Source organism: Nostoc sp. (assembly GCF_036916575.1).
Taxonomy (GTDB): Bacteria; Cyanobacteriota; Cyanobacteriia; order Cyanobacteriales; family Nostocaceae; genus Nostoc.
In genome coordinates this window covers 45,743-63,514 of sequence record NZ_JBALGC010000104.1, presented here as the reverse complement: position 1 = coordinate 63,514, position 17,772 = coordinate 45,743, and the positions used below count along the sequence as shown (strand labels likewise).

Below are 17,772 nucleotides of genomic sequence, written 5' to 3'. Positions count from 1 at the left end.
TTAAATTCTTTTTGATACTCAATGCCCCATTCCCAAATCTAAAATCTGTCCGTTTCTTGAGGTGTTCCGACTGCTCCTGGTTGAGCCGTGAAGAAGTTTTGAGCAGCTTCATTCTGATATATACACCTAATATCAGGTTTGTCACTGTCCAAGTTACCTGTGAAGCCAAAGGTGTTCAGGCGATTTTTGCACTCACTTACCTGATCAGATGTCACCAGCTTACGTTGCTCTAAAAGCGCCCAGTTATTTTGTCGGATCACACATCCTGGACGCATACTAGGCTGGGCAACATAGACATTGAAGGGGTTAAGAGTGACGAACAGTCTAGCATCCATCACCATCGCGCTGGCTCCGTACTGCACACAAATTTCAGGGTTTGGTGCTTTGGTGTCAATGAATTCACGGGAAGCCACATTTGATGGGGCCAACGTGGTTGTAGAACTAAAAGCAATGCCAATCCCAATTCCCAAAATTAACACTCCTCCCAGAATTGCAATGGTGGTGAAGTTAAACAGAGGGGATTGGAAAACAGAGGGTTTAGAAGTAGTAGCCGATTTACTAGTGGGTTTACGTCTCATTGTTGCTTAATCACCTTCACGCCGATTTGGCTCTTAGTTGTCTAAAGTTTTCTCCCTCTTTTCAGTATGCCTATTCTTGACTGTAATTGCCTGTGACTTTCTGTGCAATATTCTTGATTAAATGAAAAAAGGAACTTATCTAGATAACTTAGTAGGCGTAAATAATTAAAGGTTGGTAGTGAGTTAGCGGAGTCTTCTCTAGGAGACGCTACGCCATAGCGTAGTCGTAATAGTGATCGCTCTTTCTTTGTGAGGTGGTTATAAATTCCCTCACCAACAGGATTAGAGACTGACAAATAAAAAAATACTCAACTACTTATTGTGGAGTAGACCGAAAAGTCCGCCCCACAAAATTGGATAATTTATTTGTTGTCAGTGCCTTAAAGCCTTGATAGCAACCTGTGCTTTAACTGTTGAATTTAGAGAATTATGAGTTAAAAGTTAGGAGTTAGGAGTTTTAAATTTTTAACTCCTCACTCCTTTGTAAGTGTTAGCTAGCTAACAGAGTTTTTTCTAGAGAAGTCCAACGGAAGGCGCGATCGCCACCTTTCTCAATGATTACTCTTACTCGTGGTTCTAGCTGAGGCAAATTCGTTAAATACTCAAGTTCCTCATTGGAAAGAATATGCCCTTCAATAATCCACAATACTAGCCCCTTTGACTTTGGTGGTAGCTGTTCTAGATGATAATTGACAATTGGTGGCAAATAGTACACCTGACCTACTGCTGCACCGCTACCAGTACTTTTTTTACCAAGATGAGGAGGTCTGACTCCATGAATTCTTGTGAGATACGCAGCTACATCCCCTAGTCCTTTAGCAGTAATGTGGATGGTGGTATAGCCAGCTGCGCGTAGTCGTCGCTGATATCGACCTTCATAACCCCCTTCCAGAGGTATATACACTCCGAGAGCGCCAAATTTTTCCAGATCGCGAATTAAACCGTTGCCAGTGGTAATTAGTGCCATAGATTTTCGTCTTATCCCACTTAGATATCTCTATTATTTACCCTGAACCGATAGATTAAAAGCATTTTTTTGGGCATAGGGCACTTGTACTGAGCTTGTCCTAAGCGTAGCCGACTTGTGCCGAGCGAACGCAAGAGCGTCTCGTAGAGAAGCCGAGGTAAGGGCGGCGTCGAAGTATGGGCTAAACAGGGCATTGGTTATTAATTCTTCTTCCCCTACTCCCCAAAAATAGCTCTATAAAGTACTGGACAAATATAAATAAATAATTTATATTATTAGATTGTGACCAAACACGCAAATTAAGTGCCTTCTTACTGTCATTCTGAGGTAGTGTTAGCATCAAAAACTGATGATTTAATCCAAACGGAATAATCTAACTCAGATCGATCATAGACTGGTAAACTAAAAAAGCTTTCAGGTCAAGATTGGAGCTTATGGATAAACAAGCAAAGTTAATACCTAAGCTCCAGAGTAGATTTACTCCTGTGCCTCTGAAAAAGCAGGCAAAATCTTAAACAATAGTTTAAGGTGTTTAGGGAAGTAAAAACTGAGCAGCAATGTTGGTTTCATGGCATTACGTCAGTCTCAGTTAACGGATACTGGGCGGTAAAAACCGCTTAAGTCCAACTGGAACACGGCAGTAGCCAACCTCCAAGAAGCTGTCCTTCGGGCGTATATAAATAGGAAAACCCGCCGACAGCGCTGCCTCCAGAGAGTGCCAGAGCAATTGCTTGGACGAAAGCATTGCTGCACACAGTTTAAAGCTGTAGCGCCTTGCATTGATTCCAGAAGTTACTCCTTCCCAATGGGAAGGGACTTGTGGCTGTTATGGTGATCTAGTGTGTGAAGCTAAACAGATTCACCAAGCAGTATGGACACGGTTTGTTGTGTCCCAAAGCATTTGGAGCGGTTTATTTAAGCCATTCCAAATTTCGCAGGCTAACTTAGCATAAACTGATGCGTACAAAGCGTGTCCTCTAGAGTCCAATTTCAAGGTCAGCAAGTAGAAAGGAGAACCAGTTACTGTGTCTGTAGGTATTCTCGGCACCAAGCTGGGCATGACCCAAATATTTGACGAAGCAGGAGTAGCCATTCCTGTGACTGTCATTCAAGCAGGGCCATGCACCGTTACACAAGTTAAAACGAAACAAACCGATGGTTACTTTGCCATTCAAGTTGGTTATGGGGAAGTCAAACCAAAAGCACTGAACAGACCACTACTGGGTCATTTGGCTAAATCATCTGCCCCAGCATTGCGCCACCTAAATGAGTATCACACCGATAGTTCTAGTGATTATGCTTTAGGTCAACAGATTAAAGCAGATATTTTTAGTGCAGGTCAAATTGTAGATGTAATCGGCACAAGCATCGGTCGCGGCTTTGCAGGTAACCAGAAGCGCAACAACTTTGGTCGGGGACCGATGTCACACGGTTCCAAAAACCACAGAGCGCCCGGTTCTATTGGTGCTGGTACAACACCAGGTCGTGTCTATCCAGGTAAGCGGATGGCAGGGCGTTTAGGTGGAAAACGCATCACAATCCGCAAGCTGACCATAGTGCGAGTTGACCCAGAACGCAACTTATTGTTAATTAAGGGAGCCATTCCTGGGAAACCGGGTGCTCTAGTGAATGTTATGCCTGCAAAAGTAGTGGGATAGTCAAAAGTCATTAGTCATTAGTCATTGGTCATTAGTCATTAGTCAATTGGTTAAAGGACGAAGTGACAAATGACACAGGAAAAATGGCAAAAGACAAAGCGCAAAGTCGAGCCAGTCGCTTGGGCGGGTTTCCCGAATTGTGCAAACTGGCGTTGAGCGGAGGTTTCCTCCCATCAGAACTTTGTAAGAGAGGACAAAGGACAAATAACAAAGATGGTTGAAAGCGTAGTTAAAAATTGGCAAGGAGAACAGGTCGGCGAGACGACCTTCGAGTTGCGCGTTGCCAAGGAAGAAACAGCGTCTCATATTGTACACCGGGCTTTAGTACGGCAATTGACCAATGCTCGTCAAGGAAATGCCAGTACAAAAACTCGTTCGGAAGTCAGAGGTGGCGGTCGTAAACCTTGGCGCCAAAAAGGTACTGGTCGCGCTCGTGCAGGGTCTATTCGTTCACCACTGTGGCGTGGTGGTGGTGTGATCTTTGGGCCAAAGCCCAGAGACTTCAACTTGAAGTTGAACCGTAAAGAGCGACGTTTAGCACTGCGGACAGCATTTGTCAGCCGCATTGACGATTTGATTGTAGTAGAAGAATTTAGCACCGAGCTATCTCGCCCGAAGACAAAAGAATTAGTGGCAGCGCTTGCCCGTTGGGGAGTAGCACCAGAAAGCAAGTCACTGTTAATTTTGTCCGAAATTGCGGATACAGATAACATTTATTTGTCAGCCCGCAACATTGAAAATTTAAAACTAATTGCAGCCGACCAGCTAAATGTTTTTGATTTACTGCATGCTGACAAGATTGTAGTTACGGCATCAGCCCTAGAAAAAATTCAGGAGGTCTACAGTGCCTAGCTTTGACCCCCGTGACCTTGCCGACTTAGTACGTCGCCCAATAGTCACCGAGAAGGCGACTATCTTGATGGAGCAGAATAAGTACACCTTTGAAGTAATTCCCAAGGCATCTAAGCCAGAAATCAAGGCTGCGATCGAAGACTTGTTTCAGGTCAAGGTTGTAAAAGTCAACACTATCTTACCACCGCGTAAAAAGCGGCGTGTTGGTAAATTTATTGGTTATAAACCCCAATATAAGCGAGCCATTGTTACCGTCGCACCTGGGGATGAAGACAAGATTAGACAAGTTCTATTCCCAGATGTCTAGGAATTTTAGATTTTAGATTGAGGAGTTTATTCAATAATTACCAAATTAGTTAAACACTCATTAAATCCAAAATCCAAAATTAAGCAAATCCAAAATCCAAAATCCAAAATCCAAAATAGATTATGGGTACTCGTTCTTATCGCCCTTATACCCCCAGCACTCGCCAAGTTACAGTCTCTGACTTTGCGGAAATTACAAAAACCAAGCCAGAGAAATCTTTAACAACCTCGAAGCATCGCGCCAAAGGTCGGAATAATCACGGGCGGATTACTAGTCGTCGCCGGGGTGGCGGACACAAACAGCTTTACCGGATCATCGATTTTAAAAGGGATAAACATAATATTCCTGCCAAAGTCGCAGCGATTGAATACGATCCTAATCGCAATGCCCGAATTGCCCTTTTGTATTACCAAGACGGCGAAAAACGGTACATCCTCCACCCCAACGGTTTGAAAGTTGGAACAATAGTTATTGCTGGACCTGAAGCTCCCTTTGAAGATGGTAATGCCTTACCGCTTTGGAAGATTCCCTTGGGTACTAGTGTTCACAACGTAGAACTGACTCCAGGGAAAGGTGGTCAAATTGTCCGGGCTGCTGGTGCTAGCGCCCAAGTCGTGGCAAAAGAAGGTAATTATGTAACTCTCAAGTTGCCTTCAGGAGAAGTCCGCTTGATTCGACGCGAGTCCTACGCCACCATTGGGCAAGTAGGCAACACCGATGCTAGAAACCTGAGTGCAGGTAAAGCCGGACGAAATCGCTGGAAAGGTCGCCGTCCTAAGGTTAGAGGTAGCGTCATGAACCCCGTTGATCACCCACACGGCGGTGGTGAAGGTAGGGCACCTATCGGTAGAGCTGGTCCTGTAACACCTTGGGGTAAACCCACATTAGGTGCGAAGACACGCAATCGCAAGAAACTTAGCAGCAAATTGATTATACGTCGTCGGCGTAAGTCTTCTAAACGCGGTCGCGGTGGTCGTGAATCTTAAAAAGTTAGGAGTTAAAAGTTATGAGTTAAGAGTAAAATTTAACTCCTAACTCCTCACTCCTAAATTCTAATTTCTAAATCCAAAATCCAAAATTAAATTATGGGTCGTTCTCTAAAAAAAGGTCCTTTTGTTGCGGATCATCTGCTAAAGAAAATTGAAAAGCTCAACGACAACAACAGAAAAGAAGTTATTAAAACTTGGTCACGAGCTTCGACAATTTTGCCTCTAATGGTAGGTCATACCATAGCTGTTCACAACGGACGCCAACACGTTCCAGTTTTTGTAAATGAACAGATGGTGGGACACAAGTTGGGTGAATTTGCCCCAACACGCACCTACAGGGGTCATGGAAAAAGCGACAAAAAAGCAGGTAGGTAGTCATTAGTTATGAAGTCATTAGTCATTAGCTAAAGACAAATGATTAATGACAAATGAGAAATGACAAAATTGGAGAAAACTATGGCTAATGATACTACTGAAGTAAAGGCGATCGCTCGTTTTATCCGCATCTCAGCCTACAAAGTGCGTCGCGTACTCGATCAAATCCGGGGGCGATCGTACCGGGAAGCGCTAATTATTCTGGAATTTATGCCCTATCGCGCCACTGAACCGATATTGAAAGTTCTCAGAAGCGCTGCTGCCAATGCCGAACACAACGCTGGCTTAGATCGGACTCAACTAGTGATTACTCAGGCATACGCCGATCAAGGGCCGCCCTTGAAGCGGTTCCAGCCAAGGGCGCAAGGTCGAGCTTACCAAATTCGCAAGCCGACGTGTCATATTACTGTGGCTGTTGCAGCTGCCCCAGAAAAATAAGCACGCTTACACGAATAAATTGCGTAAAGTAAGAAATTTTAGAGGAAGCATTCGTGGGACAGAAGATTCATCCAGTTGGTTTTCGCCTGGGTATTACACATGAACATCAATCCCGTTGGTTTGCTGTTCCTGATCGCTATCCAGAACTTCTACAAGAAGACCACAAACTCCGTCAATACATAGAACAAAAGCTGGGTAGACTCGCTCAAAACAACGCCGGAATTTCTGAGGTGCGGATTGAGCGCAAAGCTGACCAAATCGACTTAGAGGTACGCACAGCTAGACCAGGCGTAGTAGTGGGTCGTGGTGGGCAAGGCATCGAATCCTTACGTACCGGACTCCAAGGACTGTTGGGCAGTAATCGCCAAATTCGCATTAACGTAGTTGAAGTCCAACGAGTTGATGCTGATGCCTACCTAATTGCCGAATACATTGCTCAACAATTGGAACGCCGGGTTTCCTTTCGGCGGGTAGTGCGGCAATCGATTCAGCGTGCCCAACGCGCTGGTGTCCAAGGTATTAAAATCCAAGTCAGTGGCCGACTCAACGGTGCGGAAATTGCCCGGACAGAGTGGACTCGTGAAGGTAGAGTACCTTTACATACCTTACGGGCTGACATTGACTACTCTTATTGCACGGCAAAAACTGTTTACGGCATTTTGGGCATCAAAGTATGGGTGTTTAAAGGAGAAATTATTCCTGGACAGGAAGAAACTCCGCCACCACCCGCAACCCGCGATCGCGGGGATCGTGATCGTGAACGTGAACCCCGTCGTCGTCAACAACAACGTCGTCGCCAGCAATTTGAAGACCGCTCAAATGAAGGGTAAATGGGGACTGGGGACTGAGGACTGGGGACTGGGTAAGAATTCTCAATCCCCAATCCCTAATTCCCAATCCCTAATCCCCAATCCCTAGTACTCAGTAGCCAATCATGTTAAGTCCTAGAAGAACTAAATTCCGCAAACAACAGCGCGGACGGATGGAGGGACTAGCCACCCGTGGCAGCACCCTCAACTTCGGTGATTTTGCACTCCAAGCTCAAGAACCTGCTTGGATTACCTCCCGGCAAATCGAGGCTTCTCGCCGGGCAATGACCCGTTATATTCGTCGGGGTGGTCAAATCTGGATTCGGATTTTCCCTGATAAACCTGTAACCATGCGTCCTGCTGAAACCCGGATGGGTTCTGGTAAAGGTTCGCCAGAGTTTTGGGTAGCTGTAGTCAAGCCAGGGCGAATTTTGTTTGAAATCGCTGGGGTTTCTGAAGAAATCGCCCGTGAAGCCATGCGCTTGGCTTCATTTAAACTGCCCATAAAAACCAAGTTTATTGTGCGTTCTCAACCACAGGAGCAGGAGTAGGTTATGCCTCTTCCCAAGATTTCAGAAGCTAGAGAATTAAGTGACGATAAACTCTCTGAAGAAATTGTCGCTATTAAAAGACAACTATTTCAGTTGCGCTTGCAAAAAGCCACCAGACAACTGGAAAAGCCCCACCAGTTCAGACAGATCCGACACCGCCTAGCCCAATTGCTAACGGTAGAAACAGAACGCAAACGGGCAGCAATTCAATCGGCTAAAGAAGAAAAGTAGGAGATTATGGCAGTCAAAGAACGAGTTGGCTTGGTAGTGAGCGATAAAATGCAAAAAACTGTGGTAGTTGCCATAGAAAACCGCGCCCCTCACCCCAAGTACGGCAAGATTGTAGTTAACACCCAACGATATAAAGTTCACGACGAAGAAAATAAGTGTAAAGTAGGCGATCGCGTTCGTATTCAGGAAACTAGACCCCTGAGTAAAACCAAGCGCTGGAAAATCACAGAAGTCTTGAACGTCAAACCTACTTAAACCTCATCGTTGTTAGAAACTAACAACATCACAAGGGAGAATAATTGTGATTCAACCCCAGACTTACCTGAATGTCGCAGATAACAGCGGCGCTCGTAAACTAATGTGTATCCGCATCTTAGGCGGAGGCAACCGTCGTTATGGCGGCATCGGCGATAAAATTATCGCCGTTGTCAAAGATGCTACACCCAATATGGCTGTAAAAAAGTCTGATGTTGTGGAAGCAGTAATTGTCCGGACTCGAAAAGCTGTAAGTCGTGACAGCGGCATGAGTATTCGGTTTGATGATAACGCTGCTGTGATCATCAACAAAGACGGTAACCCCAGAGGTACACGGGTTTTTGGCCCAGTTGCACGGGAACTGCGCGATAAAAACTTTACCAAAATTGTTTCTCTGGCTCCGGAGGTGCTTTAATGGCAACAAAACAAGGTACGCCTAAAGTATTCTACAAAATGCACGTCAAAACTGGCGACACCGTACAAGTGATTGCTGGCAAAGACAAAGGAAAAGTTGGTGAAATTATCCAGGCACTTCCCCAACTGAGTAAAGTTGTTGTCAAAGGTGTCAACATTAAAACCAAGCACGTCAAACCCCAGCAAGAAGGCGAATCAGGGCGGATTATTACCCAAGAATTCCCAATTCATAGCTCCAACGTCATGCTTTATTCCACCAAGCAAAACGTTGCCAGTCGTGTTTGTTATACCTTTACCTCAGAAGGCAAAAAAGTCAGAAAACTCAAGAAAACTGGCGAGATTCTGGATAAATAGTCATTAGTCATTGGTCATTAGTCATTAGTAAAAAGATAAAAGACAAAAGACAATAAAAGTTCCCTGACCAAGCCCAGGGATATCAGGACAAAAAACTATGGCGACAACAAGACTCAAAAGCTTATATCAAGAGACAATCGTCCCCAAACTGATCAATCAGTTTCAATATACCAACGTTCATCAAGTACCGAAGTTGGTAAAGGTTACTATTAACCGAGGTTTGGGTGAAGCAGCTCAAAATGCAAAGGCGCTGGAAGCATCCATAAACGAAATTTCAGTGATCACTGGTCAAAAACCAGTGGTGACACGGGCGAAAAAGGCGATCGCTGGCTTTAAGATTCGTCAAGGAATGCCTGTGGGTATAATGGTAACCCTCAGATCCGAACGGATGTATGCCTTTTTTGACCGACTCGTTAGCCTGTCATTACCCAGAATTCGAGACTTTCGCGGCGTTAGCCCTAAAAGCTTTGACGGACGCGGTAATTATACTCTGGGTGTGAGAGAACAGCTAATTTTTCCAGAAGTCGAATACGACAGCATCGATCAAGTCCGTGGTCTGGATATTTCTATCATCACCACAGCAAAAAACGACGAAGAGGGACGCGCCTTACTTAAAGAATTAGGAATGCCCTTTCGCGATTAATAAGTTCATCTATAGAGGGAACGATGGCGGCTAACGACACAATTGCAGATATGCTGACGCGCATCCGCAATGCCAACCTGGCGCGGCATCAAACTACACAAGTGCCAGCTACAAAAATGACCCGGAGTATTGCCAAAGTACTACGGGAGGAAGGCTTTATTGCTGAAATCGAAGAAGCAGAAGAAGGGGTAAAGCGCAATCTAGTGATTTCCCTGAAATACAAGGGTAAAAACCGTCAGCCTTTGATCACCGCCTTAAAGCGAGTGAGTAAGCCTGGCTTGCGTGTTTACTCCAATAGAAAAGAATTACCAAGGGTACTGGGCGGCATTGGCATCGCCATTATTTCTACATCCAGTGGTATTATGACCGACCGTGAAGCGCGGCGTCAGAACTTGGGTGGCGAAGTGCTTTGTTACGTTTGGTAGTCATTGGTCATTAGTCATTTGTCATTAGTGAAAGACAAAGTACAAAGCGCAAAGTCAAAGCTGAGGTTTCCTCCGTTGGCGTAGCCCGCCGTAGGCATCAGACGCCACTTGCTTCAAGCCGGGAGACCCGTCCAACGCAGTGGCTTAACTTTGTAAGAGAGGACAAATAACAAAGGACAAAAAGTCATGTCTCGTATTGGTAAACGTCCAATTACTATTCCCGCCAAAGTTCAAGTGGCGATCAATGGTACGAATATTGTGGTGAAAGGGCCGAAAGGAGAGCTTTCTCGCACTCTAGCAGCTAATGTCTCACTCTCTCAAGAGGGAGAAATATTACAAGTCAACCGTCGGGATGAAACTCGTACCTCAAAGCAGCTACACGGCTTGAGTCGCACTTTAGTTGCCAACATGGTCGAAGGAGTTTCCCAAGGTTTTCAGCGCCGTTTGGAAATTCAAGGTGTTGGTTACCGGGCACAAGTTCAAGGGCGTAACCTAGTTTTGAATATGGGTTACAGCCATCAAGTGCAAATTGAACCACCAGAAGGAATTCAGTTTGCCGTAGAAGGTACCACTAACGTCATTGTCAGCGGCTATGACAAAGAAATCGTAGGTAACACAGCCGCCAAAATTCGTGCCGTTCGTCCACCAGAACCTTATAAAGGTAAAGGCATTCGCTATGCCGGTGAAGTGGTCAGACGGAAAGCTGGTAAGACTGGTAAGGGTGGTAAGAAGTAGAAATGAAACTTACTCGTAGAGAATCAAAAAACCGTCGTCATCGACGTGTTCGTGGCAAAGTTATTGGCTCACCGGAACGTCCGCGTCTAGCAATATTTCGTTCTAATGAGCATATTTATGCCCAGGTAATTGATGATACTCAGCATCAAACCATAGTGGCAGCATCGACTGTAGAACCAGAGTTGAAATCTAGTTTAGCGTCAGGAGCAAACCGCGATGCATCAGTGCAAGTTGGTAAGTTGATCGCAGTGCGATCGCTAGAAAAAGGTATCACCAAAGTAGTCTTTGATCGCGGTGGTAACTTATATCATGGTCGTGTCAAAGCATTAGCTGAGGCAGCACGCGAGGCTGGTTTAGATTTCTAAAGTCATTGGTCATTAGTCATTGGACATTAGTCATTGGACAAATGACAAAGGACAAATGACAAAAACAGAAGTCAGAAGCTCAGGCTTCCTAAGATCAGAACTTCTCCTAAGGGAGACGCTGCGCCAACGGGGACAAATGACATATAAAAGAGCATAAATTATGGCAACAGAGCGTAAAAGTAGAACAAAGCGTACCAAAAAAGAAGAAACCACTTGGCAAGAGCGGGTAATTCAGATCCGACGCGTCAGCAAAGTCGTCAAAGGTGGTAAAAAACTCAGCTTCCGAGCGATCGTTGTCGTTGGTAACGAACGCGGTCAAGTTGGTGTAGGAGTAGGCAAAGCCTCAGATGTAATTGGCGCCGTCAAAAAAGGCGTAGCCGACGGCAAAAAACATCTCATTGATATCCCAATCACCAAATCCAACTCCATCCCCCATCCTATTGATGGTGTCGGGGGCGGTGCAAAGGTGATTATGCGTCCAGCCGCACCTGGTACTGGGGTAATTGCTGGTGGTGCTGTGCGAACTGTGCTGGAATTAGCAGGAGTTCGTAACGTCTTAGCCAAGCAACTTGGCTCTAACAATCCGCTCAATAATGCTAGAGCCGCAGTCAACGCCTTATCTACACTGCGTACTCTTTCTGAAGTTGCCGAAGACCGCGGTATTCCTATTCAAAATCTCTACATTTAGTAGAGTCACATTTACAGAGATGTTGTGTAAATAAGTACTAATCACATCATGAGACTCAACGATGTTAAGCCGCAAAAAGGCTCAAAAAAACGCAAGCGGCGTGTAGCTAGAGGTATTTCTGCCGGTCAAGGTGCCAGTGCTGGTCTAGGTATGCGAGGTCAAAAATCTCGCTCTGGTAGTAGTACACGACCAGGTTTTGAAGGTGGTCAACAGCCATTGTACCGCCGTTTACCTAAGCTGAAGGGCTTTCCGATTGTGAATCGGAAAATTTACACTACGATTAATGTAGAGAAGCTAGCCTCCCTTCCCGCTAATACGGAAGTAACTTTGACCTCCTTGAAAGCAGCAGGTATCCTTACTGCTGTCAAGGGACCATTGAAAATTTTAGGTAACGGGGAATTGAGTACTCCGCTCAAGGTACAAGCGGCAGCTTTCACAGGTACAGCTCGGAGCAAAATTGAGGCAGCTGGTGGGAGTTGTGAAGTCTTATGAGTGAGCCAGAACAGCGCACTTAAATGCAAGCCAACTCGCACTCAGCGCCTGGTTCACTATAAAGGTAGCACTCTATGATCAGTCGAGACAAAGCCCCAACGGCTCAAGAAACTTTTATGCAGATGGCACAAGCAGCTGGGCTTAGAGGTAGGCTGCTTGTCACCGTCGGTATTTTAATTTTGGTTCGCCTGGGCATCTTTTTGCCCATACCAGGAATTAATCGAGAACGGTTTCATGAAGCTATATCGGGAAATAATTCCGTATTCGGTTTATTGGATATATTTTCAGGACGCGGACTTTCGACTTTGGGAGTCTTTGCATTGGGAATTTTGCCCTTCATTAATGCGTCTATTATTATCCAATTACTGACCGCTGCAATTCCATCTTTAGAAAATTTACAGAAAAATGAAGGTGAAGCAGGGCGGCGGAAAATTTCGCAAATTACCCGCTATGTGACTGTGGGTTGGGCAATTATCCAAAGTACAGCTTTTTCGGCATTATTCCTGCAGCAATTTGCCTTAAACCCAGGCCCAATCTTCGTAGCTGAAACCGCGATCGCTCTGACTGCTGGTTCCATGTTTGTAATGTGGGCATCAGAACTAATTACAGAACGTGGTATTGGAAATGGAGCATCATTGTTGATTTTTGTCAATATTGTGGCGTCATTACCAAAAGCTTTAGGCGATACTATCGATTTGGTACAAGTCGGCGGCCGGGAAACAGTGGGTCGCGTAATCGTGCTAATCTTAGTTTTCCTAGCAACCATTGTTGGTATTGTGATTGTACAGGAAGGAATGCGCCGCATCCCGATTATTTCGGCTCGTCGCCAAGTAGGTCGTCGAGTTTTGGCAGAGCAACGTAGCTTTTTACCCTTGCGGCTAAATCAAGGCGGTGTGATGCCAATTATTTTTGCTGCGGCCATCCTTAGTTTGCCACTACTGATTGCCAATTTCGCCAAGAATGCCGAATTGGCAAATATAATTAACACTTATCTAAGTCCAAGCGGTTCTGGCTCTTGGGTCTATGCCTTGGTCTACATGATTTCCATCATTTTCTTCAGCTACTTTTATTCTTCGTTGATTCTTAACCCAGTAGATGTGGCGCAGAACTTGAAGAAAATGGGTTCTAGTATTCCTGGGATTCGTCCTGGTAAGACGACTAGTGAGTATATCGAGCGTGTGTCGAACCGACTCACGTTTTTGGGTGCTATCTTTTTGGGCTTGGTCGCTATTATCCCAACTGGTGTGGAAAGCGCTTTAGGAGTACCCACCTTTAAAGGACTGGGTGCTACCTCTTTGTTAATTTTGGTTGGTGTGGCGATTGATACGGCAAGACAAATCCAAACTTACGTCATCTCTCAGCGCTATGAAGGAATGGTGAAACAATAGTGACGCGACTAATCTTCTTGGGGCCGCCTGGAGCTGGTAAAGGAACACAAGCTAAGACCCTAGCTGACCATTGGCATGTTCCCCATGTTTCTACGGGTGATATATTGCGCCAAGCACTGGAAAAGCAAACCCGTTTGGGCATTAAAGCTCAAAGTTATATGGATAAAGGGGAACTAGTACCTGACATTTTAGTGCAAGAAATGGTACAGGAACGGCTGAGTCAGCTAGATGCCAAGCCAGGTTGGATTCTCGATGGTTTTCCTCGGACTGTCAAGCAAGCAGTTTTTCTTGAGGAATTACTCGAACAACTAGACCAGTTTGGTGAAAGAGTAGTCAGTCTGGAAGTACCAGATGAGGTAGTAGTAGGGCGTTTACTTGGACGGGGACGAAAAGATGATAACGAAGAGGTGATTCGTCGTCGGTTAGAAGTTTACCGCTCTGAAACTGCACCCTTAATTGATTATTACCGCGATCGCCAAAAACTTTTAACAGTAAATGGCAATCAGTCCCAAGAAGATGTCACTGGTGAACTCCAAAAGGTAATCGCTTGATGATTATGGAAATTATAAAGATAAGGAGGATGAGGCAAATCAGGTAATATTTTCTTCCCCTGCTCACTCATCTCCCCCATTTCCCCCTAGCAAGAAGCAGAGCGATTTTAGCTAAGATATATTAATAAACTGTTGATATATTTCTTAAAATGTGTTCTCTTGCAGATGAAGCGCTGCAACTGAACACGAAATTGTTGAGTTGAGGAAAAAACAAATTGTCTAAGCAAGATTTGATTGAAATGGAAGGCACGGTTACAGAGTCCTTGCCCAATGCGATGTTTCGCGTTGACTTGGACAATGGCTTTAACGTGCTGGCACACATTTCCGGCAAGATTCGCCGCAATTATATCAAGATTTTGCCCGGCGATCGCGTCAAGGTGGAGTTAACTCCCTACGATTTGACCAAAGGCAGAATCACCTATCGCTTGCGTAAGAAGTAAATGCAACTAAAATCTTCATCGGAGGTAAGCAAATTATTGATTAAGCCAGAGGCGATGCAAATACAAGCCAGTGTTGCACAGTTATGATCTCGTGACAGCTTTTTAGTTAAACGAGACGATGGCTCAATCGTAAATGCCCAAAAGTTCCGAGTCCAAATAGACAATAGTGATTCCGTCTTGGCATATCTTCCCGTCAACCGTCAATATATCAAGATTTTGCCCGGCGATCGCATCAAGGTGGAGTTAACTCCCTACGACTTGACCAAAGGCAGAATTACTTATCGACTACGAAAGAAGTAAGTATATGTAGAGAATCTTACCATAAAACCATTTTTTTGACTGTTTACTAGTCACTTAACTGGATTAATTTCCCTAGAAATGCTATAATTTTATATTTGGAGTCAAAGAAGAAAAGGCATGAAAGTTAGAGCCTCAGTCAAGAAAATCTGTGAAAAGTGTAATGTGATCAAACGTCGTGGTCGCGTCATGGTGATTTGCGTGAACCCCAAGCACAAACAACGTCAAGGATAACGCTCTAACCAACAGAGTGAGTTGCAGGACGCATATCATCATTAAAACGAAAAGACGCGATTAATCACGTTTTTCCAACCAACAATAATTGCGAGAACAATAGGGAGAGTTCATTGTGGCACGTATTGCCGGAGTAGACCTTCCACGCGATAAGCGCGTCGAGATCGGTCTGACTTACATCTACGGAATTGGGTTATCACGCTCTCAAGAAATTATAGCGGCTACTGGTGTGAACCCAGACACCCGCGTTAAGGACTTAAGTGATGCCGATGTGACAGCCCTGCGAGGGGAAATAGAAAGCAACTATCAAGTTGAAGGCGACTTGCGGCGCTTGGAGTCTTTGAACATCAAGCGCTTAGTTGACATTGGTACTTACAGAGGTCGTCGTCATCGCATGGGCTTACCAGTCAGAGGACAAAGAACTCGCACAAATGCCAGAACCCGTCGAGGCAGAAGGCAGACAGTAGCTGGGAAAAAGAAGGCTCCAGGGAAATAATTTTGCAACGCTTGCTAATCCGAGCAAGTTTTACCTTAAATCAACTAAACAAGTATGGCGAGACAACCAACTAAAAAATCCGGGAGCAAGAAGCAGAAACGGAATGTGCCCAGTGGCATGGCCTACATCCAGTCTACTTTCAACAATAGCATTGTCACCATTACCGATCAAAATGGAGATGTCATCTCCTGGGCTAGTGCTGGTTCTAGCGGTTTTAAGGGAGCAAAAAAGGGAACTCCCTTTGCAGCGCAAACTGCTGCTGAAAGTGCAGCCCGTCGAGCCATTGATCAAGGAATGCGCCAAATTGAGGTAATGGTCAGTGGGCCAGGAGCAGGTAGAGAAACCGCTATCCGGGCACTTCAAGGAGCAGGACTGGAAATTACACTCATTCGGGATATTACCCCGATTCCTCACAATGGTTGTCGTCCACCCAAGCGCCGTCGAGTTTAAACACCAAGATTTGGGCAGTGAGGACGAAACAGTTACAGCCGCAATGACCGCTTGGGCGGATAACGTGCAAACTGTCATTGGGTGAAAACTTGGGCGACCAGAAGCGCGTCAGATTTTCCTACCGTGAAAGCTGTTAAACTTCGGGCTACCCAAAATATTATGAATCAATTTTGGATTTTAGAGTTGCGATTTTAGATTAAACCCGACTACAAGGGTACAGGGCCTCGTGGATTTTAAGTTGATGATTTAAGATTTGTTGCGCCTACCAGAGGCGGAGCATGAACCAAAGAAGCATAATCCAAAATCCAAAATCCAAAATCCAAAATCGAAAATTGGCAGTCAATTCGGGAGGCAATTGATTTGTCTGCTAGCAGCACCTTAGAAAAAGGGAGGCTCATCCGTGGCGCAGTTTCAAATTGAATGTGTAGAGTCGAATACTGAGGAAAGTCGGAACCATTACAGTAAATTTGTTTTGGAACCTTTAGATCGCGGTCAAGGAACAACTGTTGGTAACGCACTGCGGCGGGTTTTACTGTCTAATTTAGAAGGTACAGCAGTTACAGCAGTGCGGATTGCAGGCGTTTCACATGAGTTTGCCACAGTTCCGGGCGTGCGGGAAGATGTGTTAGAAATCCTCATGAGAATGAAGGAAGTTATCCTGAAAAACTATTCTTCGCAGCCCCAGATTGGTAGATTACTCGTTAGCGGACCAGCAACAATCACTGCGGCGCATTTTGATTTGCCCAGTGAAGTAGAAGTCATCGATCCGACCCAGTATGTAGCTACCCTCGCTGAGGGAGGAAAACTGGAAATGGAATTTCGGATCGAGAAAGGCAAAGGCTATCGTACCGTAGAGCGAGGACGTGAGGAAGCCACATCATTGGACTTTCTCCAAATCGACTCGATATTTATGCCGGTGCGAAAAGTAAACTATAGTGTTGAAGAATCTCGTGGGGACGGCTTGATTCCAAAAGACCGACTACTGTTGGAAGTTTGGACAAATGGCAGTATTTCCGCCCAAGAAGCCTTATCTTCAGCCGCTGGGATCTTGGTAGATTTATTCAACCCGTTGAAAGATATCTCCCTGGAACCAACAGATACAGGTTCGGATATTCCAGACGACCCAACTGCCCAGATACCCATCGAAGAGTTGCAACTTTCTGTGCGGGCATACAACTGTCTCAAACGGGCACAAGTTAACTCTGTGGCAGATTTGTTGGATTATACCCAAGAAGACCTCTTAGAAATTAAAAACTTTGGTCAGAAGTCAGCAGAAGAAGTCGTGGAAGCTTTGCAGCGACGCTTGGGCATCACCCTGCCAATGGAAAGAGGCTCTAAACACCCTTAAGAAAACAGTTCATAATTCATAGTGCATAATTATGCGTCACCGTTGTCGCGTCAAAAAACTCAGTAAACCTGCTGATCAACGCCGTGCTTTACTGCGATCGCTCACCACCGAGCTGATCCGTCATGGTAAGATCACCACCACTTTAATTAGAGCTAAAGTTCTGCGAAGTGAAGTGGAAAAAATGATTACCCTAGCCAAAAACGGCTCGTTGGCAGCACGCCGGGAAGCTCTTGGCTATATTTTCGACAAACAACTGGTTCACGCTCTGTTTGAACAAGCTCCGACTCGATATGGTAATCGTCAGGGCGGTTATACCCGCATTCTGCATACCGTACCGCGTCGTGGTGATAATGCTCAAATGGCAATAATTGAATTGGTTTAAGTCATTAGTCATTAGTCATTAGAGACGCGATTAATCGCGTCTGTACAATGGTCATTAGTG

Annotated in this window: 30 protein-coding genes; 28 read left to right on the top strand and 2 right to left on the bottom strand. The window is 45.2% G+C overall.

All coding sequences use genetic code 11. The features are described 5' to 3' along the window. Positions 1–38: 38 nt before the first annotated feature. Both V7L29_RS21630 and V7L29_RS21625 read right to left on the bottom strand, forming a co-directional pair. The gene (locus V7L29_RS21630) at positions 39–578 is read right to left on the bottom strand and encodes a DUF3172 domain-containing protein (protein WP_334690008.1); all 540 of its coding nucleotides are present in this window, start codon (positions 576–578) and stop codon (positions 39–41) included. 490 nt (positions 579–1,068) lie between these two features. Then, entirely contained in the window at positions 1,069–1,545 is a 477-nt protein-coding gene (locus V7L29_RS21625; RefSeq protein WP_334690009.1) for an NAD(P)H-quinone oxidoreductase subunit N, read from the bottom strand. A gap of 1,025 nt (positions 1,546–2,570) precedes the next feature. Here V7L29_RS21625 and rplC point away from each other — a divergent pair. The 28 genes from rplC to rplQ all read left to right on the top strand — a co-directional run bounded on the left by rplC (position 2,571) and on the right by rplQ (position 17,712). Further along, on the top strand, positions 2,571–3,203 hold the full coding sequence (gene rplC / locus V7L29_RS21620) for a 50S ribosomal protein L3 (protein WP_334690010.1): 633 nt from the start codon (positions 2,571–2,573) through the stop codon (positions 3,201–3,203). Positions 3,204–3,286: 83 nt separating this feature from the next. Beyond that, a complete protein-coding gene (locus V7L29_RS21615; protein ID WP_334736758.1) occupies positions 3,287–3,424 on the top strand; it encodes a hypothetical protein in 138 nt (45 codons plus the stop codon). Then, positions 3,417–4,055, top strand: coding sequence for a 50S ribosomal protein L4 (gene rplD, locus V7L29_RS21610; RefSeq protein ID WP_334690011.1), 639 nt, complete (start codon positions 3,417–3,419; stop codon positions 4,053–4,055). The genes V7L29_RS21615 and rplD overlap by 8 nt, the downstream gene beginning before the upstream one ends. Then, the gene (locus V7L29_RS21605) at positions 4,048–4,362 is read left to right on the top strand and encodes a 50S ribosomal protein L23 (protein WP_196518341.1); all 315 of its coding nucleotides are present in this window, start codon (positions 4,048–4,050) and stop codon (positions 4,360–4,362) included. Before rplD ends, V7L29_RS21605 begins: the two co-directional genes overlap by 8 nt. 122 nt (positions 4,363–4,484) lie before the next feature. Next, positions 4,485–5,348: a 50S ribosomal protein L2 gene (gene rplB, locus V7L29_RS21600; RefSeq protein ID WP_334690012.1), complete on the top strand. Its 864-nt coding sequence runs from the start codon at positions 4,485–4,487 to the stop codon at positions 5,346–5,348. A 99-nt stretch (positions 5,349–5,447) separates the two neighbouring features. Beyond that, positions 5,448–5,726, top strand: coding sequence for a 30S ribosomal protein S19 (gene rpsS / locus V7L29_RS21595; RefSeq protein ID WP_012410721.1), 279 nt, complete (start codon positions 5,448–5,450; stop codon positions 5,724–5,726). An 81-nt stretch (positions 5,727–5,807) separates the two neighbouring features. Then, the gene (gene rplV, locus V7L29_RS21590) at positions 5,808–6,164 is read left to right on the top strand and encodes a 50S ribosomal protein L22 (protein ID WP_196518347.1); all 357 of its coding nucleotides are present in this window, start codon (positions 5,808–5,810) and stop codon (positions 6,162–6,164) included. A gap of 53 nt (positions 6,165–6,217) precedes the next feature. Beyond that, complete coding sequence (gene rpsC, locus V7L29_RS21585; protein ID WP_334690013.1) at positions 6,218–6,994, top strand: 30S ribosomal protein S3; 777 nt, start codon at positions 6,218–6,220, stop codon at positions 6,992–6,994. Positions 6,995–7,098: 104 nt separating this feature from the next. Continuing rightward, positions 7,099–7,524: a 50S ribosomal protein L16 gene (gene rplP / locus V7L29_RS21580; RefSeq protein WP_334690014.1), complete on the top strand. Its 426-nt coding sequence runs from the start codon at positions 7,099–7,101 to the stop codon at positions 7,522–7,524. Positions 7,525–7,527: 3 nt separating this feature from the next. Beyond that, the gene (rpmC, locus tag V7L29_RS21575; RefSeq protein WP_334690015.1) at positions 7,528–7,755 is read left to right on the top strand and encodes a 50S ribosomal protein L29; all 228 of its coding nucleotides are present in this window, start codon (positions 7,528–7,530) and stop codon (positions 7,753–7,755) included. Between the two features lie 6 nt (positions 7,756–7,761). Next, positions 7,762–8,010, top strand: a complete 249-nt coding sequence (rpsQ, locus tag V7L29_RS21570) for a 30S ribosomal protein S17 (protein ID WP_100901244.1) — start codon at positions 7,762–7,764, stop codon at positions 8,008–8,010. A gap of 46 nt (positions 8,011–8,056) precedes the next feature. Beyond that, on the top strand, positions 8,057–8,425 hold the full coding sequence (rplN, locus tag V7L29_RS21565; RefSeq protein WP_334690016.1) for a 50S ribosomal protein L14: 369 nt from the start codon (positions 8,057–8,059) through the stop codon (positions 8,423–8,425). After that, positions 8,425–8,778: a 50S ribosomal protein L24 gene (gene rplX / locus V7L29_RS21560; RefSeq protein WP_334690017.1), complete on the top strand. Its 354-nt coding sequence runs from the start codon at positions 8,425–8,427 to the stop codon at positions 8,776–8,778. The genes rplN and rplX overlap by 1 nt, the downstream gene beginning before the upstream one ends. A 97-nt stretch (positions 8,779–8,875) precedes the next feature. Beyond that, a complete protein-coding gene (gene rplE, locus V7L29_RS21555) occupies positions 8,876–9,421 on the top strand; it encodes a 50S ribosomal protein L5 (RefSeq protein WP_334690018.1) in 546 nt (181 codons plus the stop codon). Positions 9,422–9,444: 23 nt separating this feature from the next. Then, on the top strand, positions 9,445–9,846 hold the full coding sequence (gene rpsH, locus V7L29_RS21550) for a 30S ribosomal protein S8 (protein ID WP_109011927.1): 402 nt from the start codon (positions 9,445–9,447) through the stop codon (positions 9,844–9,846). Between the two features lie 186 nt (positions 9,847–10,032). Beyond that, positions 10,033–10,581 carry a 50S ribosomal protein L6 gene (gene rplF / locus V7L29_RS21545; protein WP_334690019.1) on the top strand — a complete coding sequence of 183 codons (549 nt, stop codon included), beginning with the start codon at positions 10,033–10,035 and terminating at the stop codon, positions 10,579–10,581. Between the two features lie 2 nt (positions 10,582–10,583). Further along, positions 10,584–10,946: a 50S ribosomal protein L18 gene (gene rplR, locus V7L29_RS21540; protein ID WP_334690020.1), complete on the top strand. Its 363-nt coding sequence runs from the start codon at positions 10,584–10,586 to the stop codon at positions 10,944–10,946. Positions 10,947–11,106: 160 nt separating this feature from the next. Then, positions 11,107–11,634, top strand: coding sequence for a 30S ribosomal protein S5 (gene rpsE, locus V7L29_RS21535; protein ID WP_334690021.1), 528 nt, complete (start codon positions 11,107–11,109; stop codon positions 11,632–11,634). A gap of 48 nt (positions 11,635–11,682) precedes the next feature. Next, on the top strand, positions 11,683–12,126 hold the full coding sequence (rplO, locus tag V7L29_RS21530) for a 50S ribosomal protein L15 (protein ID WP_334690022.1): 444 nt from the start codon (positions 11,683–11,685) through the stop codon (positions 12,124–12,126). A 74-nt stretch (positions 12,127–12,200) separates the two neighbouring features. Beyond that, positions 12,201–13,514, top strand: a complete 1,314-nt coding sequence (gene secY / locus V7L29_RS21525) for a preprotein translocase subunit SecY (RefSeq protein ID WP_334690023.1) — start codon at positions 12,201–12,203, stop codon at positions 13,512–13,514. Then, positions 13,514–14,065 carry an adenylate kinase gene (locus V7L29_RS21520; RefSeq protein ID WP_334690024.1) on the top strand — a complete coding sequence of 184 codons (552 nt, stop codon included), beginning with the start codon at positions 13,514–13,516 and terminating at the stop codon, positions 14,063–14,065. The genes secY and V7L29_RS21520 overlap by 1 nt, the downstream gene beginning before the upstream one ends. Positions 14,066–14,280: 215 nt before the next feature. After that, on the top strand, positions 14,281–14,505 hold the full coding sequence (infA, locus tag V7L29_RS21515) for a translation initiation factor IF-1 (protein WP_006276978.1): 225 nt from the start codon (positions 14,281–14,283) through the stop codon (positions 14,503–14,505). A 126-nt stretch (positions 14,506–14,631) separates the two neighbouring features. Then, entirely contained in the window at positions 14,632–14,805 is a 174-nt protein-coding gene (gene infA, locus V7L29_RS21510) for a translation initiation factor IF-1 (RefSeq protein WP_334690032.1), read from the top strand. Between the two features lie 117 nt (positions 14,806–14,922). Then, on the top strand, positions 14,923–15,036 hold the full coding sequence (gene rpmJ, locus V7L29_RS21505; RefSeq protein ID WP_015129703.1) for a 50S ribosomal protein L36: 114 nt from the start codon (positions 14,923–14,925) through the stop codon (positions 15,034–15,036). A 115-nt stretch (positions 15,037–15,151) separates the two neighbouring features. Beyond that, positions 15,152–15,532, top strand: coding sequence for a 30S ribosomal protein S13 (gene rpsM / locus V7L29_RS21500; RefSeq protein ID WP_069070762.1), 381 nt, complete (start codon positions 15,152–15,154; stop codon positions 15,530–15,532). Positions 15,533–15,586: 54 nt separating this feature from the next. Further along, positions 15,587–15,982, top strand: a complete 396-nt coding sequence (gene rpsK, locus V7L29_RS21495; RefSeq protein ID WP_012410703.1) for a 30S ribosomal protein S11 — start codon at positions 15,587–15,589, stop codon at positions 15,980–15,982. Positions 15,983–16,382: 400 nt separating this feature from the next. Further along, a complete protein-coding gene (locus tag V7L29_RS21490) occupies positions 16,383–17,330 on the top strand; it encodes a DNA-directed RNA polymerase subunit alpha (protein WP_334690025.1) in 948 nt (315 codons plus the stop codon). 31 nt (positions 17,331–17,361) lie between these two features. Beyond that, positions 17,362–17,712 carry a 50S ribosomal protein L17 gene (rplQ, locus tag V7L29_RS21485; RefSeq protein ID WP_334690026.1) on the top strand — a complete coding sequence of 117 codons (351 nt, stop codon included), beginning with the start codon at positions 17,362–17,364 and terminating at the stop codon, positions 17,710–17,712. Positions 17,713–17,772: the final 60 nt, after the last annotated feature.

Excerpts from the sequence above, each read along its gene's own strand:
- rplE (WP_334690018.1), top strand. The coding sequence starts at position 8,876 with ATGGCGACAACAAGACTCAAAAGCTTATATCAAGAGACAATCGTCCCC.
- rpsQ (WP_100901244.1), top strand. The coding sequence starts at position 7,762 with ATGGCAGTCAAAGAACGAGTTGGCTTGGTAGTGAGCGATAAAATGCAA.
- rplB (WP_334690012.1), top strand. The coding sequence starts at position 4,485 with ATGGGTACTCGTTCTTATCGCCCTTATACCCCCAGCACTCGCCAAGTT.
- rplV (WP_196518347.1), top strand. The coding sequence starts at position 5,808 with ATGGCTAATGATACTACTGAAGTAAAGGCGATCGCTCGTTTTATCCGC.
- rplQ (WP_334690026.1), top strand. The coding sequence starts at position 17,362 with ATGCGTCACCGTTGTCGCGTCAAAAAACTCAGTAAACCTGCTGATCAA.
- rpsS (WP_012410721.1), top strand. The coding sequence starts at position 5,448 with ATGGGTCGTTCTCTAAAAAAAGGTCCTTTTGTTGCGGATCATCTGCTA.
- rplX (WP_334690017.1), top strand. The coding sequence starts at position 8,425 with ATGGCAACAAAACAAGGTACGCCTAAAGTATTCTACAAAATGCACGTC.
- rplP (WP_334690014.1), top strand. The coding sequence starts at position 7,099 with ATGTTAAGTCCTAGAAGAACTAAATTCCGCAAACAACAGCGCGGACGG.
- rplF (WP_334690019.1), top strand. The coding sequence starts at position 10,033 with ATGTCTCGTATTGGTAAACGTCCAATTACTATTCCCGCCAAAGTTCAA.
- rplD (WP_334690011.1), top strand. The coding sequence starts at position 3,417 with ATGGTTGAAAGCGTAGTTAAAAATTGGCAAGGAGAACAGGTCGGCGAG.
- V7L29_RS21625 (WP_334690009.1), bottom strand. The coding sequence starts at position 1,545 with ATGGCACTAATTACCACTGGCAACGGTTTAATTCGCGATCTGGAAAAA.
- rpsH (WP_109011927.1), top strand. The coding sequence starts at position 9,445 with ATGGCGGCTAACGACACAATTGCAGATATGCTGACGCGCATCCGCAAT.
- V7L29_RS21615 (WP_334736758.1), top strand. The coding sequence starts at position 3,287 with ATGGCAAAAGACAAAGCGCAAAGTCGAGCCAGTCGCTTGGGCGGGTTT.
- V7L29_RS21630 (WP_334690008.1), bottom strand. The coding sequence starts at position 578 with ATGAGACGTAAACCCACTAGTAAATCGGCTACTACTTCTAAACCCTCT.
- rpmC (WP_334690015.1), top strand. The coding sequence starts at position 7,528 with ATGCCTCTTCCCAAGATTTCAGAAGCTAGAGAATTAAGTGACGATAAA.
- secY (WP_334690023.1), top strand. The coding sequence starts at position 12,201 with ATGATCAGTCGAGACAAAGCCCCAACGGCTCAAGAAACTTTTATGCAG.
- rpsK (WP_012410703.1), top strand. The coding sequence starts at position 15,587 with ATGGCGAGACAACCAACTAAAAAATCCGGGAGCAAGAAGCAGAAACGG.
- rpsE (WP_334690021.1), top strand. The coding sequence starts at position 11,107 with ATGGCAACAGAGCGTAAAAGTAGAACAAAGCGTACCAAAAAAGAAGAA.
- rplO (WP_334690022.1), top strand. The coding sequence starts at position 11,683 with ATGAGACTCAACGATGTTAAGCCGCAAAAAGGCTCAAAAAAACGCAAG.
- rpmJ (WP_015129703.1), top strand. The coding sequence starts at position 14,923 with ATGAAAGTTAGAGCCTCAGTCAAGAAAATCTGTGAAAAGTGTAATGTG.
- rplR (WP_334690020.1), top strand. The coding sequence starts at position 10,584 with ATGAAACTTACTCGTAGAGAATCAAAAAACCGTCGTCATCGACGTGTT.